We start from the raw sequence: 14704 nt of genomic DNA on the forward strand, positions 1-14704 counted from the left end.
CAGAGAGGAGGGTCCCGTGGGCTACGCCCATGACTATGCGGCCGCGATCATGCAGCGCGGCCGGGTCCCGATGGAGCCCGCCGATTTCGTCCCCGACTGGGCGGATCGGCCGAGGAAGGCGAAGTTCTACCCAGGTGTCGAGTCCTTCCCGCTGCCGGACACGGACTTCCCCGAGGGGGCGACCGTGGCGGCCGGCTGTACGCGTACCGAAGAGCCCCACGAACAGCGGCCGTTCACGCTGGACTCGCTCTCCGGGATGCTGCGGGACTCCTACGGGCTGACCGGACGCCGGCTCGGTGTCCAGACCAATACCGACCTCGCCGCGCTGCCCCACTACACCCAGGCCAACTGGTCCCGCGGCACGGCCTCAGGCGGCGGCCTCTACCCGGTCAGCGTCTACTGGATCTCCGGCCCCAGCGGGCCGCGGGCGCCGGGCATCCACTACTACTCGGCCCCGCACCACTCCATGCAGCGGCTGCTCGCGGGCGATGTGACCGGTGAGGTACGGGCGGCGCTCGGCGAGGGGGCGGCGGGCGCGGACCGCGACCAGTTCCTGGTCCTGGGGATCAAGTACTGGCAGAACGCGTTCAAGTACAACAGCTTCTCCTTCCACGCGGTCACCATGGATCTCGGCGCGATCGTCGGGACCTGGCGCATCTGGGCCCGCGCACAGGGGCTGAGTGTCGAACCCGCGCTGTGGTTCGACGAGGAGAGGCTGAGCCACGTGCTGGGTGTGCCCAACGAGGAAGAAGGCATCTTCGCCGTCGTCCCGCTGACCTGGCAGGGCGCCGAGCCCACCCCGGGGCTCTCCACCGCCGCGCTCCCCGACGTCCCCGCCGTCCGGCACACCGACGTCGAACGTTCGCGTACGGTGCTGCGCTTCGAGACCCTTCAGCGGATCCACGCGGCGACGGTGGAAGCCGCCGCCGACCGCCCGGAGCCGGGCGGGCTCGACCCCGCGGCCGCGATTTCGCCCACCGCGACGGGCGCGCCCGTGGCTCTGCCGGAGCCCGAGCTGCCGCCGGTGAGTGTGCGTGACGCCCTACGGGAGCGGCGCAGCAGCTTCGGGCGCTTCGACGCGGCCCGCCCGGTCACCACCGCGCAACTGGCCGCCACCCTCGACGCCTGCGTCGCCGCCTCGCTCGGCGGCGACGCCGAACAGCCCGCCGCACCTGACGGCTCCGCGTCGCCCGGTCTGGTCACGCTGTACGCGTTCATCAACCATGTCGAGGGCGTCGAGCCCGGCGCGTACGCCTACGATCCCGTCGACCACGCGCTGCGCCCCGTGGTGACGGGCCCGCCGGGACCGTTCCTCCAGCGCAACTACTTCCTCTCCAACTACAACCTGGAGCAGGCGGGTGTGGTGATCGTCCCCACCATCCGCACCGCCGCCGTCCTCGACGCGGTGGGGGACCGCGGCTACCGGCTGGTGAACGGCACGATCGGGGCCGTCGCGCAGACCTTCTACACCGTGGCCTCCGCGCTCGGGCTCGGCGCGGGCGTCGCCCTGGGCTTCGACAACATCTCGTACATCGAGGAGCTGGGCCTCGAACGCACCGGTGAGAAGCCCCTGTTGATCATGCTGCTCGGCAATGAGCGGCCACGGCCCGCCGACTTCCGCTACGAGATCGGCTGACCGGGATGGGGCAACGAGTGATGACACCAGACACGCACACCGCGCCGCATACGGATACGGATACGGATACAGGTACGGATACGGATACAGGTACTGGTACGGGTACGGGTACGACGGGCGTCGGCTGGGAACCGGGCCGCCGGTTCATGCTGCGCGTCGCGGGGCTGCCCGTCGAGTCCGTCCAGGCGCTGCGCTGCGGCGACAGCCGTCAGTGGGCGGACGACGTCCTCGCGGCCGAGGACCGGCTGCGGGACCGTGCGGCCGGGCTGAGCGATCTGCTGCACGAGGTGGTGCGTACCACCGATGTCGCCCCGGACGGGGCGGGCGCCGGCCAGCGCCGTGAACTGCTCGGCCTGCGCCGCCAGATCTTCAACAACCGGCTGCCCGCCGACCCCGACGCGGCCGTCCGGCTCATCGCCGGACTCGACCCGCGCGCGGCGGAGGCGACCGCCGAGTGGCTGCGGGACCGGCGTCACCTGGAGAAGCTGCGGGCCGAGGGCGCGCCACTGGTCGCCGCCGACCTCGACAGGACCCGGGCCGCGCTGCGCGGGCTCCTCGCCGAGGACCGGCTGCGCTGCGGTCTTCTGCTGGCCTCCCCGACCCTGGAGGGGCAGCTCGACGCCTATGTCGGCAAGGCGGAGGCGGGAGCCGCGTCCGGCGTGTCCCCCGACAAGCGGATGCGGAAGATCGAGCGGTCGGTGCTGTCGTATCTGTACCGCACGGCCTGCAAGACCAGCCCGTTCAGCACCTTCACCGGTGTCGCCACCGGCGTCTTCCACGACGGTGACGGAGGCGACGGCGACGGCGTGGAGAGCGGCCGCGACGCCGCGGACGCCACCATCCGTATCGACGACGAGTGGTCCAGCCATGTGCGGCTCAATGTCGTCGTGCTGGGCCGGTTCGCCGAACTGATCCTCGCCGATCCCGCCCGGCGGGGCGATCTCCCCGTACGGCCGGCCTCCGGCTGGGAGCGGGACGACGACCGGATCCGCTACGTACGCCAGTGGATCAGCGCGGGCGACGACTCGGCCGCGGTCACCTTCGACGCGGTCAAGGACCGGCTGTTCTTCCTCCGCCGCAGCGGCACGCTGGACCGGCTGCTCGGTCTGTTCGAGGGACGGGACGAGCTGCGCTACGGCGAGCTGGTGGAATGGCTCCGTACCGAGCACGACGCCGAGCCCGCGCAATGCGAGACCTATGTGGCCGCGCTGCTCCAGCTCGGGCTGGTTCGGGTGCCGTGCCTGGACACCGATGTCCACAGCTCCGATCCACTGCGCTCCTTCCAGCGCGAGCTGCGCGCCCTCGGACGTCCCTGGGCCGTCCGGCTGGCCACCGCCTTCGACGGGCCCGTCCGCGCCATCGACCGTTTCCCCTCCGCCGGCCGCGCCGAACGGGCGGAACTACTGCGTGAACTGCGCGCCGGACTGCGCGAGGGCCAGGCCCAGTTGGGGGCGGCGGAGGCCACACTGCCGCAGACCCTGCTCTACGAGGACGTCAGCGCCGGCCGTGAGGTGAGCTGCGGGCTCGGCTCCTGGACCGGGCCGGCCGGCGGGGCGCTGCGTTCCGTCGAGCGGATACTCCCCGCCTTCGATCTGACACTCCCTCAGCGGGTCACGTTCAAGGGCTTCTTCACCGCGCGCTACGGCCGCGGCGGCCGGTGCGACGACCTCTTGGGTCTCGTCCACGATTTCCACGAGGACTTCTTCGACCAGTACCTCTCGTTCGCCGGCAAGCGACGCCCGTTCGACGACCGGGGCGAGTATGTGCCGGAGGAGAACTGGCTCGGCCTGCCGGGGATCCGCGCGATCGACGCGGCGCGGCGCGCCTTCATCGACCGGATGCGGCAGCTCTGGCAGGAGCACGCGGACGCGGCCGAGATCCGGCTCGGCGAACAGGACCTCGGGCTCGTCGCGGACGAACTCGCCCCTCTCGCGGCCGACTTCGCACCGCAGTCCCACCATCTCCAGCTCACCGAGAGGGACGGCGCCCTGCTCGTCGTGCTCAACCGCTCGTACGGTGGACTCTCCTTCCCCTTCAGCCGTTTCACCCATGTCTACGACACGAACGACATGGGCGACACCAACGACACCAACGACACCAACGACACCAACGACACCAACGACACCGACGGTCCGGTGGAGCGGGCAGAGGAGCGGTCCGGGGCCTTCTCGCGGGGTCTGCGCGACACCGCCGCGGCCGTCACCCCCGACGGAGCGGTCCTGGCCGAGATCACCGGAGGAGCGGTCACCAGCAATCTCAATCTGCACAGCCCGCTCACCGACTACGAGATCGTCTGCCCCGGAGAATCCAGCACCGTCCCCGAGGACCGGCGCATCCACCTCGACGATCTCCATGTCGAGCACGACACGGAGACGGACCGCCTGGTGCTGCGCTCCACCCGGCTCGGCCGCGAGGTCATCCCCGTCTATCTCGGCTATCTGGTGCCGCTCGCGCTGCCCGAGATCCCCCGTACCCTCCTGCTGATGTCCCCGACCTCGATGGCGCCCCTGGACGTCTGGGGAGGCGTCCCGGCGGGCGAGGGGAACGAGGGTGTGACCACGCGGCCACGGGTGCTGCACGGCGACGTCGTCCTCAGCCGGCGCAGCTGGACCACGACGGCCGGTACGCTGCCGGTCCGCCGGCCCGGTACCGGCGAGGAGGAGTGGTTCCTCGGCTGGCAGCGCTGGCGGCGCGAACACGCCCTGCCCGACCAGGTCTTCGCCACCGTGTCCAGCGGTCCCCGCGGTGGTGCGGGGGCCAAGCCGCAGTACGTGGACTTCGACAGCCTTCTCTCCCTCTCCGCCCTCGAAGCACTGCCGACACACCCGGACGACCGGGTCGTCCTGCGGGAAATGCTCCCCGGGCGCGACGGGCTGCATGTCCGCTCCGCGCGCGGCAGCCATGTGGCCGAACTGGCCGTGGAGACCTTCACCTCGACCCGACGCAGAGAGGGCGCACCGACATGTCAGAGCTGACCCCCGCGCCGAGCCCCACACCGGCCGCCGCTTCCGCTTCCGCCTCCGCCTCCGTCCCCGCCCCCGACGCGGGCGCGGCCGACTGGCAGGCCATCCACATCTTCTACGCGGCCAATCCGCAGCCCCTGCTGGTGAACTGTGTCCGCCCGCTGGTGGCCGGACTGACCGCCGACGGACTGCTGGCCGGCCACTTCTTCATCAACTACTGGCTGGAGGGGCCGCATGTCCGCCTCCGGCTCAAGCCCGTGAACGCGGCGGCCACCCCGGAGGTACGGCGCCGTGCCGAGGAGGCCATCAGCGGCTTCCTCCGCACCCGCCCCGCCCTCTACGAGGTGGACTCCGGGTTCCTCAACGAGTTCTACAACACCCTCTTCGAGATCGAGTTCCCGGAGGGCGACCGCGGCGCGTTCATGAACGAGGACGGCCGGATGAACCTGCGGCCCAACAACTCCTTCTCGTACGAACCGTACGAACCCGAGTACGGCAAGTACGGCGGCCCGGCCGGGATCGCACTGGCCGAGTGGCACTTCGCGCACTCCAGCGAGCTCGTCATGGACGCCTTCCGCACCATGAACCTGCATCTGCGCACCGTGCTGCTCGGCACCTCCGCCCAGCTGATGATGGTCATGGCCGGCTGCTTCCTGCCCGAGCGTGCGGAGCTGGGGGAGTACCTTGACCGCTACTACGAGTTCTGGCACAACGCCTTCCCCGGCACCGGCTTCATCGGGTCGAAGGAGTACGACAAGAACTACGCCGCGATGGCTCCCGGCCTCGGCCGCCGCTTCGAGGGAATCCGGCGGGCCGTCCGCACCGGTGAACTGGGCACGCTGCCCGCCTTCCTGCGTGGCTGGGCCGAACACTGTCTGGAACTGCGCACCCGCGCCGAGGAGTTGACCGTGGGCGGCGAGCTGGTGTTCCGCTCCTGGGACGGTACGCGCGACGAACGGGTCACCGATCCCGCCGTGGCGCTGCCGCTGCTGCTCTCCCCGTACATGCATATGACCAACAACCGGCTGCATGTGACGATCCGCGACGAGGCGTATCTCTCCCATGTGCTCGGCCGGGTCCTGCGCGAGGACACCGTCGCCCCACCCGCCCCGGCGGCGATCCCATGACCGCCACCCCCGGGGAACTCCTCTCGCACCGCCCGGCGCTGCGCCCGGACATCCTGCTGAGCCCCGCCCTGCTGCACGGCCCCGCCACCGTGCATCTGATCAAGGAGCCGGAGGGCGGCGCCGCCTTCGAGGTCGGGGCGAAGGAGTTCTTCCTGATCTCCCGGCTCGACGGCAGCCGCAGCCTGGCGGAGATCGGGGAGGAGTACGCCGAGACCTTCGGTAAGCGCCTCGCCGCCGCGCACTGGGAGCGGCTGCTGCGGCTGCTGGGCACCAGAAGCCTGCTGGCCGGCGCACCGCCCCGGCCGGCAGTCGCCGCCACTCCGCCGGGCACGCCGTTCCGCGGCACCGCGCTGCGGGGCACCCTGCGGCTGGTCGCCGACGCCGACGCCACCACGACACGCCTGCACAGCCTGCTGCGGCCCGTGCTGCGGACCACGGTCCTGCTTCCGCTGACCGCCGTCCTGGTGGCGATGGAGGTCCTGCTCGCGTGGGCGCTGCCCGAACTGGCCCACGACACCTGGTGGCTGTTCCACCAGCCCGTGGCGCTGATCGCGGTCTTCACCCTGCTCTGGCTGAGCACGGCCCTGCACGAACTGGCCCATGGAGTGAGCGCCCGGCACTACGGGGGTACGGTCAGCGAGATCGGGCTGCGCTGGCGGCTGCCCGTGGCCGTGATGTACTGCACCGTCGACAACTACCGCTATCTACGCTCCCGTTGGCATCAGCTCGCGGTCGCGGGTGCGGGCGCCTTCGTCAATCTGCTCTTCCTGCTGCCGTTCCTGGCCTGGTGGGCCGCGCTTCCCGAGGGGGATCCGACCCGCCGAGTGCTGTCCGGACTGCTGCTGCTCGGCAGTGTTCAGGCACTCGTCAACCTGCTGCCCCTGCCTCCGCTCGACGGTTACACGATGCTGAGCCACGTACTGCGCGTGTCCGGTCTCGCGCCGGAGAGCGGGCGTTATCTGCGGCTCCGCCTCAGCGACCGGCCGGCCGCCGCCGCGTACCCGCGCCGGGCCCGTGCCGTCTACCTCTCCTACGGGGTGGGGTCGGCCCTGCTTGTCCTTCTCCTGGTGGCGGCCCTGGCAACAGGCCTCTACTTCCTACTAGTTCACTGACCCACAATCCCCGAGGGGCGCAGAACCACATGAGCGAGGCCAGGACCATGGCGTCCGTGCCGCACGAGACGGCCACCGGAGCGGCGATCGTCGTCGAGGACGTACGCAAACGATACGGGGACCGGCAGGCCGTCGACGGGGTGTCACTCCAGGTCGGCCGCGGGGAGTTCTTCGGACTCCTCGGCCCCAACGGCGCGGGGAAGACCACCCTCGTCGAAATCATGGAGGGCCTGCGGCAGGCGGACTCCGGAACCGTGTCGGTTCTCGGCCAGTCCCCCTGGCCACGGAACGTGGCGCTGCTGCCGCGGCTGGGTGTCCAGACCCAGTCCTCCGCCTTCTTCGTGCGCCAGACCGCGCGCGAGCATCTGCGTACCGTCGCCGCCCTGTACGGGGCGAGCCGCGCCGACGCGGACCACACACTTGGCACCGTCGGGCTGGCCGATCAGCGTGATGTCATGGTCGAGAACCTCTCCGGCGGCCAGCGCCAGCGCCTGGCCATCGCCTCGGCCCTGGTCCACGGCCCCGAGCTGATCTTCCTGGACGAGCCGACCGCCGCCCTGGACCCGCAGGCCCGCCGTGATCTGTGGAAGGTGCTGCGCGAGCTGAAGAGCGAGGGCCGCACCATCGTCTACACCACCCACCATCTGGACGAGGCCGAGGCGCTCTGCGACCGGGTGGCGATCCTCGTGGCCGGCTCGGTCGTCGCGCTGGACTCCCCGCACCATCTGGTGACCGCCGCCGGGGCGCCGACCCGTCTGCTGATCCCGGCCGAACGGATGAGCCTGGGGGACGCCGCGGCCATCCCGGGGGTCGACCGGGTCACCGAGCAAGGCGGCTCCCTCGTACTGGAGACGGCCGAGTCGGGGAAGGTCCTCCAGGCGGTCGACGCGCTCGGCGGTCTGGACGGCGTCCAGACCCGCACCGCCACGCTGGAGGACGTCTACCTCGAACTGACCGGCACCACCGACCCCACCGGCACCACCGGCACCACCGGCACCACGGACACCAACGACACGGAGCAGCAGGGATGAGCGCGTACGCAGCACTGACGGGGGCCGGCTACCGGGCGCAGGTCCGGGACAAGGCCACCCTCTTCTTCACCTTCGCCTTCCCCCTGCTCTTCCTGGTCGTCTTCGGACTGATCTTCCGGGGCCAGGAGGTGGAGGAGACGGGCCGCCCCTACATCTCCTACATCGCGCCGGGCGTCATGTCCTGGGGTGTGGCCAACGCCGCCGTCTTCGGAGTCGCCTTCACCCTGATGCAGTGGCGCCGCGACGATCTGCTGCGGCTGATCCGGATGACCCCCACCCGGCTGTCGTCGGTCCTCGGCTCCCGCTATGTGCTCGCCCTCGGCGTGGGGGTCTTCCAGGCGGTGGTGTTCATCGCGGTGGCCATGCTGCCGCTGTTCGGCCTGGAGCTGAACGCCCGGTGGCCGCTGGCGCTGCCCGTGCTGGTGCTCGGCATCACGGCGTTCCTCACCATCGGCGTGGTCATCGGTTCGTACGCCAACACGCCCGAGGCCGTCGCGGCCATCGCCAACTGCCTGATGGTGCCGATGGCCTTCCTCTCCGGCTCGTTCCTGCCGCTGGACATGATGCCGTCCTGGCTCCGGACGATCTCGCGGGTGCTGCCGCTGCGCTATCTCAACGACGCGGTGTCCGCCGCCCTTTCGGGCCGGGGCGACCTCGGGGACATCGCCCTCGGATGCGGGGGACTGGTCGTCTTCACCGTCGTCTTCGGGGCGCTGGCCCTGAAGACGTTCCGCTGGAGCAACTCCACATGACCACCACCACGACGACCGACGCGACGGTGGACGGCGCTCCGCTGGAGGCCGCGCGCGAACTGCTGGGGCGGGAACTGACCGTACGGCTCGCCCCGGCCGCCGGGCCGACCGTGGTTCCCCTCGGCGCCGGCGACGTGCTCGGCCACCGGGGCGGGGACCGCCATGCCGCCGTACGCCCCGGGGCCACCGTCCATCTCACCTCGGGGGCCGTGCTGGTGGGCCCCTGGGGCGGCGACGACGCGACCGCCGCCTGTGGCCAGTGCCTGGCCATGCGCTGGCAGCGGCTGCGCACCCGCACCGAGCGGGACGCCCTGGAGACCGGATCGCGCACCCGCGCGGCCGGCCACTGGCCCCGGCTCACTCCGTACGCCCTGGACGCGGTGGAGGCGCTTCATCGCGCGGTGTTCCTCTCGGACACCGTGCTCCCGCCGGGCCCCGGCGCGGCCGACCGCTCCCTCCCGCAGGTCTCCCGCCTCGACCTCGCCACGCTCGAAGTACGCACCTATCCGCTGCTCGCCGATCCGCTGTGCCCGCACTGCGGGCCACGCGGCACGGACAGCCCGGCCGGTGAGGGCTTCGGCCGGGTGAGCCGGCCGAAGCCCTCACCGGACACCTACCGGCTGCGCCCGGCGTCCGCGTATCCGATGCCGGCCATGGCGCTCGCGAACCCGGTCTCCGGAGTCCTCGGCGCGGGTACCTGGATCAATGTCACCTCACCCACCACGGCGCCGGTCGCGGGCAGCGTCTTCATGCGCGGGTACGCGGGGCTGACCGATGTCACCTGGAGCGGCCAGGCCAACGGCTTCGACGCGAGCCGCGATCTGGCCTATCTGGAAGGCCTGGAGCGGTACGCGGGGACGCACCGGCGCACCGGCACCACCCTGCTCACCGCGGCCTACAGCGACCTCGGCGAGGCCGCCCTCGACCCCGCCACCTGCGGCTTCTACGCGCCCGAGACCTACCGTGACGACCCGATGGTCAGCCCCTTCGACCCCGACCGGCCCATTCCCTGGGTCTGGGGCCACTCGCTGCGCGACGAGCGCCCGGTCCTGGTCCCGGCCAGGCTCGTCCACTACAGCGCGGGTCTCGCCTCCGACAACTTCGTCTTCGAATGCTCCAACGGCTGTGCGATAGGCGGCTGTCTGGAGGAGGCGATCCTCGGCGGGCTCCTCGAACTCATTGAGCGGGACGCGTTCCTGGTCGCCTGGTACGGCGCCACCCCGCTCACCGAGATCGATCTCGGCTCGCTCGACAACCGTACCGTCCGCACCATGATCGACCGGGCCGCGCTTCAGGGCTATGACGTCCATGCCTTCGACAACCGGATCGATCTCGGCGTACCGGTCGTCACCGGCCTGGCCGTACGGCGCGACGGCGGCCCCGGCACCTTCTCCTTCGGCGCCGGCGCGAGCCTGGACCCGGCGGCGGCCCTGGAGGGGGCTCTCTCCGAGGTGCTTACGTACATCCCGCATCTGTCCCGGCAGGTGGCCGAACGCCGGGCCGAACTGGAGGCCATGGCCGAGGACTTCGGGAAGGTGCTGCATCTCAAGGACCACGCCCAGCTCTACGGCCTGCCGAGGATGGCGGAGCACGTCCGAACCTATCTGGAGCCTTCCGCGGTGCGGCCGATGGCGGAGGTGTACCGCGACTGGGAGGAGCGGGAGCGCCCGCGTACGGGTGACCTGCGTGACGATGTGGCCCACTGCCGCGACGCGTTGGTACGGGCGGGACACGATGTCATCGTGGTCGACCAGACCACCCCGGAGCAGCATCGCGTCGGGCTGCGGACGGTGGCCACGATCGTCCCCGGTCTGCTGCCGATCGACTTCGGCTGGTCGCGTCAGCGCGCGCCGCGTATGCCGCGACTGCGGAGCGCCGCGTTCCGGGCGGGCCTGCGCGACCGGGAACTGACGGAGGCGGAGATCCGGCTCGTGCCGCATCCGTTCCCGTGATCCGGGGCGGCGGCCGGACACAACGGAGCGGGCGGCACCTGCGAGGAAGGTCGCGGGTGCCGCCCGCCCGTCGTGCGGAGCGCGGAGGATCAGGCGCTGCAGGAGGTGGTGCTGGTGGTGGAGGAGCAGGTCGACGTCGAGCTGCAGCTGGTGGAGCCCGCGAGCACGACCTCGCTGGCGTCCGAGTAGTCCGAGATCTCGAAGGTCTCCGACTCCAGCTCCATGATCTCGTCGGCGAGGGAGGCGAGGAGGGTCTTGTCAGCCATGGTGACTCCTGAAAGGGAGGCCGGGCCACCGGGCTTTCCCCGGCGGTCCCTTGTCGTGCCACAGGTATTCCAGCCGACCCCACTTCCACATCGGCAGGTCTTCCACTGACCGGTCGTGTCAGCGGTCTGTAGGTCACCCGCCGTGCCCGTGCCGCACGATGGGCCGGGTGAACCATGTACCCGTCGAGTACCCCGGTGAGAACACCCCCGTCCTGGACGGGGTGCGGCGGATTCTCCGTCCGGCGGTCGCCTTCTATCTGGACCTGCACCGCCATCCCGAGCTCTCCGGTGAGGAACGGCGCACGGCCGCCCGGCTGGGGGAGTGGCTGACGGAAGCGGGCTACGAGGTGACGGGCGGGGTCGGCGGCCACGGCGTCGTCGGCGTCCTGCGCAACGGGGACGGACCGCGCGTGCTGATCCGCGCGGAACTGGACGCGCTGCCGGTCGAGGAGCGGACCGGGCTGCCGTACGCGAGCGAGGGCCCGGCCATGCACGCCTGCGGCCACGATCTGCACCTGGCGGCGGCGGCGGGCGCGGCATCCCTGCTGGCCCGCGCCAGGGACCGGTGGCGTGGCACGGTCGTGATCGTCGGCCAGCCCGCGGAGGAGACCCTCGCGGGGGCGCGGGCCATGCTGGCGGACGGGCTGTACGAGCGCTTCGGCCGGCCCGACGTGGTCCTGGCGCAGCACTCCGCCCCGCTGCCCGGCGGCATGGTCGCCCATGGATACGGTCCGATGCTCGCCGGAAGCGTCGGCTTCGAGGCCGTCATCCACGGCCGGGCCGGCCATGCGGGCACCCCGCACCTGGCGGTGGATCCGGTGGTCACCGCGGCGGCGGCGGTCCTGCGCCTCCAGAGCGTGGTGTCGCGCGAGTCCGCCCCGACCGACCCCGCCGTGCTGAACGTCGGTTCCTTCCACTCCGGATCCGGCGGCAATCTCGTCCCCGACCGGGCGACGCTCGGCATCACCGTCCGCGCCATGTCGGAGCGGGCGCTCGACCGGATGGCGGCCTCGGTGGAACGGATCGTACGGGCGGAGTGCGCCGCGTCCGGCTGCCCCCGCGACCCGGAGATCACGGTCGTCTCCCGCTCCCCGGTGACCCATCCCGACCCCGGGGCCACGGAGCTCGTACGCGAGGCCCATCTGCGGCTCTACGGCCGTGAACGGGTGGCGCCCTGGCCGCCGGCCATGGCGAGCGAGGACTTCCCGCTGTACGGGGACGCGGGGGTGTCCGTGCACGGAATGGCGGGGATTCCGCTCGCCTACTGGATGTTCGGCGCGGTGGGCCCGCGGACCTGGGCGCGGACCCCCGGATCGGCCGAGGAGAAACTCGCGGCTCTCCCGCCCAACCACTCGCCGGAGTTCGCCCCGGACGTCCGTACCGCGCTGCCCGCCGGGATCACGGCGATGACGGCGGCGGCGCTGTGCTGGCTGAAGGGCGCCGCCACACCCGGGGATTGAGCCGCCGGACACTCCGGATCAACATGCAGAGTATTCTCTGCCTAATAGGCCGAGAACTCTATGCAGAGGATTCTCTGCAACATAGAGTGGCCGACATGCCTGACACGCCTGCCCAGTTGAGCCCGCGCGCCCCGGCGCCCGCATCCGCGCCCCGGAGCGGCGGACTGCTCCGCCGTCATCGTGACTTCAGGCTGCTGTGGAGCGGTGAGGTCGCGGGCAAGTTCGGCGCGGCCGTCACCGGAGTCGCGATGCCGCTCGCCGCCGTCTCCACCATGGACGCGGGCGCGTTCGCGGTCAGCCTGCTCAGCGCCGCGGCCTGGCTGCCCTGGCTGATCATCGGACTCCCGGCGGGCGCCTGGGTGGACCGGCTGCCACGCCGACCGGTCATGCTGGCGTCCGCCGCCGTCTCGCTCGTCCTGTTCCTCAGCGTTCCGCTCGCCCACTGGACCGGCCGGCTCAATCTCGGCTGGCTGCTCACCGTCACCCTGCTCACGGGTGTCGCCGCGGTCTTCTTCCAGACCGCGTACACCGTCTTCCTCCCCGCCATCCTCGAACCCGGGGACCTCCAGGAGGGCAACGCCACCCTGCACGGCAGCGCGTCGGCCGCGATGATCGCGGGGCAGGGCGGCGGCGGACTGCTCGTCCAACTGGTGGGCGCGGTCGGCGGGTTGCTGGCCAACGCGGGGACCTTCGCGGTCAGCCTGGTCTGTCTGCTCGCCATCCGCCACCGCGAGCCGCCCGTCGCGAAGGAGCGCCGCCCGGCGGGCGCGCTGCTGGGGGAGATGAGGGAGGGGCTGCGGCTCGTCGCCCGCGATCCGTGGTTCCGTGCGCTGTCGCTGTACGGCGCCGCCTCCAATCTCGCCCTGATGGGTTACCAGTCCCTCCTGGTCGTCTTCCTGGTCAAGGACGTCCAGCTGTCCTCGGGCGCGGTCGGCGGGCTGATCGCCGTCGCCAACGCCGGTGGTGTGGCGGGGGCGTTCGTGTCCCGGCGGATCGCCACCCGGATCGGCACGGCACGCGCCGTACTCCTCTTCGCGCTCGGGCCGTCCGCCCTCGCGCCGCTCATTGCGCTCTCGTCCCCGGGCGCGGGCGTGCTGTTCTTCGCGGTCGGCGGCTTCTGTGTCTCCGCCGGTGTGGTCGCGGTGAATGTCGTCGTGGCGGGCTTCCGGCAGCGCTACTGCCCGCCCGAACTGCTCGGCAGGGTCTCCGCCAGTTCGTCGTTCCTCAACTACGGCACGCTGCCGCTGGGCGCGCTGCTCGGCGGGGCCCTCGGCTCCGTGCTCGGTGCCCGGCCCGCGCTGTGGATCCTCACCACGGCCGTCCCGCTGGCCGGACTCCTCCTGCTCGGCTCACCCGTACGCGGCCGTCGCGACCTGCCCGCCCGGTCCCCCAAGGGCGCCGCCACACCCGGGGATTGAGCCGCCGGGCACGGGCGGTCGGCGGTCAGCCGGCCGGCTGCTCGTCCGCGTCGATGGACTCCCGCAGTCGCGCGTTGGCCATACGCATGTGCTCCGCCATCGCGTCGTTCGCCGCGTCGGGGTCGTGGGCGCGGATGGCCTCCATCACGGCGTCGTGCTCGCAGAGCGTGCCGCTGACGGTCCCCTCCAGATCGCTGACCCGCTCCATCCACACCTGGAGCAGCGCGCGGATGCTGTGCAGGATGTCGCTGAGCACCGAGTTGCGCGCGATGTTCGCCGTCTCCAGATGGAAGGCGATATCGGCGTCGATGAACGCCGCGACATCCGTACCCGCGTCCCGCATCCGCTGAAGATGCTCTTCGAGCCGCGCCACATCCTCCTCGGTGGCGCGCTCCGCCGCCAGCCGCGCCGACACGCCTTCCATGTGCGTGCGTACCTCCACCAGGTCCTGGGTACGCCGTTGCCCCAGCATCAGGCCCCAGTTGATGGCGCGCGGCAGGAACTCCGAGGTTCCCTCGCGTACATACGAGCCCGAGCCGGGCCGGATCTCGATGATGCCGAGCACATCGAGCGCCGAGAGCGCGCCGCGCACGCTGGAGCGCGCGACCCCCAGCGCCTCGGCGAGCTGGCGCTCCGCGGGCAGCCGGGTACCGGGCTTGATGTCACCCGCGGACAGATGGTCGAGAAGCCGCTTGGCGACCTCGCTGACCGAGGACTCGCGCACCACCGGGCGCAGCAGCTGGGCGAGATCCGGTGAACCGGACGGTTGCTTATCGGGCTGACTGGTCACGGTCACCAGTACACCAGACGGGTATTCCCGCTGCTCACGGGTGTCCGCAAGGAACCTCCCCGCGCGTCGTGAACGGCTTTGTCAAGAGAGACGCAGGTCACTCGAAAAGTGACCCTCGCCACATTGGTCAATTGGTGACCAATTTTCTTCCGGGGGTTACGTTGAAGACACATCAGTCGGTCGGGCGGGTGCCACGC

General features: G+C 71.4%; 11 protein-coding genes. 9 read left to right on the forward strand and 2 right to left on the reverse strand.

The genetic code is table 11. The features are described from left to right. The first annotated feature begins 16 nt into the window (after positions 1 to 16). From ACFRMN_RS12315 to ACFRMN_RS12345, 7 genes are read left to right on the forward strand one after another with little or no spacing between them, the layout of a single operon-like run. Positions 17 to 1636: a nitroreductase family protein gene (locus tag ACFRMN_RS12315; RefSeq protein WP_383017342.1), complete on the forward strand. Its 1620-nt coding sequence runs from the start codon at positions 17 to 19 to the stop codon at positions 1634 to 1636. Between the two features lie 20 nt (positions 1637 to 1656). Beyond that, a complete protein-coding gene (locus ACFRMN_RS12320) occupies positions 1657 to 4611 on the forward strand; it encodes a lantibiotic dehydratase (protein WP_383017345.1) in 2955 nt (984 codons plus the stop codon). Next, positions 4599 to 5726 carry a lantibiotic dehydratase C-terminal domain-containing protein gene (locus tag ACFRMN_RS12325; RefSeq protein WP_383017348.1) on the forward strand — a complete coding sequence of 376 codons (1128 nt, stop codon included), beginning with the start codon at positions 4599 to 4601 and terminating at the stop codon, positions 5724 to 5726. The genes ACFRMN_RS12320 and ACFRMN_RS12325 overlap by 13 nt, the downstream gene beginning before the upstream one ends. Continuing rightward, on the forward strand, positions 5723 to 6838 hold the full coding sequence (locus tag ACFRMN_RS12330; RefSeq protein ID WP_383017351.1) for a peptidase M50: 1116 nt from the start codon (positions 5723 to 5725) through the stop codon (positions 6836 to 6838). The genes ACFRMN_RS12325 and ACFRMN_RS12330 overlap by 4 nt, the downstream gene beginning before the upstream one ends. 29 nt (positions 6839 to 6867) lie before the next feature. Beyond that, positions 6868 to 7869: an ABC transporter ATP-binding protein gene (locus ACFRMN_RS12335; RefSeq protein ID WP_383017354.1), complete on the forward strand. Its 1002-nt coding sequence runs from the start codon at positions 6868 to 6870 to the stop codon at positions 7867 to 7869. Further along, positions 7866 to 8621 (forward strand): ABC transporter permease, encoded by a 756-nt coding sequence (locus ACFRMN_RS12340; RefSeq protein WP_383017357.1) that lies wholly within the window; start codon positions 7866 to 7868, stop codon positions 8619 to 8621. Before ACFRMN_RS12335 ends, ACFRMN_RS12340 begins: the two co-directional genes overlap by 4 nt. After that, positions 8618 to 10573, forward strand: coding sequence for a TOMM precursor leader peptide-binding protein (locus ACFRMN_RS12345; RefSeq protein WP_383017360.1), 1956 nt, complete (start codon positions 8618 to 8620; stop codon positions 10571 to 10573). Before ACFRMN_RS12340 ends, ACFRMN_RS12345 begins: the two co-directional genes overlap by 4 nt. Before the next feature lie 89 nt (positions 10574 to 10662). Here the strand turns inward: ACFRMN_RS12345 and ACFRMN_RS12350 are convergent, their stop codons facing one another. Continuing rightward, positions 10663 to 10839, reverse strand: a complete 177-nt coding sequence (locus ACFRMN_RS12350) for a thiazolylpeptide-type bacteriocin (protein ID WP_249950498.1) — start codon at positions 10837 to 10839, stop codon at positions 10663 to 10665. A gap of 158 nt (positions 10840 to 10997) precedes the next feature. On the opposite strand from ACFRMN_RS12350, the gene ACFRMN_RS12355 reads away from it, so the two are divergent. Next, positions 10998 to 12299: an amidohydrolase gene (locus ACFRMN_RS12355; RefSeq protein ID WP_383017364.1), complete on the forward strand. Its 1302-nt coding sequence runs from the start codon at positions 10998 to 11000 to the stop codon at positions 12297 to 12299. Between the two features lie 95 nt (positions 12300 to 12394). Continuing rightward, complete coding sequence (locus ACFRMN_RS12360) at positions 12395 to 13717, forward strand: MFS transporter (protein ID WP_383017367.1); 1323 nt, start codon at positions 12395 to 12397, stop codon at positions 13715 to 13717. A 25-nt stretch (positions 13718 to 13742) separates the two neighbouring features. On the opposite strand, the gene ACFRMN_RS12365 is transcribed toward ACFRMN_RS12360, so the two are convergent. Further along, complete coding sequence (locus ACFRMN_RS12365) at positions 13743 to 14513, reverse strand: FadR/GntR family transcriptional regulator (protein WP_383017370.1); 771 nt, start codon at positions 14511 to 14513, stop codon at positions 13743 to 13745. Positions 14514 to 14704: the final 191 nt, after the last annotated feature.

The organism is Streptomyces sp. NPDC056835 (assembly GCF_042789485.1).
Taxonomy (GTDB): Bacteria; Actinomycetota; Actinomycetes; order Streptomycetales; family Streptomycetaceae; genus Streptomyces.

Coding starts and splice junctions, on each gene's coding strand:
- ACFRMN_RS12335 (WP_383017354.1), top strand. CDS start 6,868: ATGAGCGAGGCCAGGACCATGGCGTCCGTGCCGCACGAGACGGCCACC.
- ACFRMN_RS12345 (WP_383017360.1), top strand. CDS start 8,618: ATGACCACCACCACGACGACCGACGCGACGGTGGACGGCGCTCCGCTG.
- ACFRMN_RS12360 (WP_383017367.1), top strand. CDS start 12,395: ATGCCTGACACGCCTGCCCAGTTGAGCCCGCGCGCCCCGGCGCCCGCA.
- ACFRMN_RS12340 (WP_383017357.1), top strand. CDS start 7,866: ATGAGCGCGTACGCAGCACTGACGGGGGCCGGCTACCGGGCGCAGGTC.
- ACFRMN_RS12325 (WP_383017348.1), top strand. CDS start 4,599: ATGTCAGAGCTGACCCCCGCGCCGAGCCCCACACCGGCCGCCGCTTCC.
- ACFRMN_RS12320 (WP_383017345.1), top strand. CDS start 1,657: ATGACACCAGACACGCACACCGCGCCGCATACGGATACGGATACGGAT.
- ACFRMN_RS12350 (WP_249950498.1), bottom strand. CDS start 10,839: ATGGCTGACAAGACCCTCCTCGCCTCCCTCGCCGACGAGATCATGGAG.
- ACFRMN_RS12330 (WP_383017351.1), top strand. CDS start 5,723: ATGACCGCCACCCCCGGGGAACTCCTCTCGCACCGCCCGGCGCTGCGC.
- ACFRMN_RS12355 (WP_383017364.1), top strand. CDS start 10,998: ATGGGCCGGGTGAACCATGTACCCGTCGAGTACCCCGGTGAGAACACC.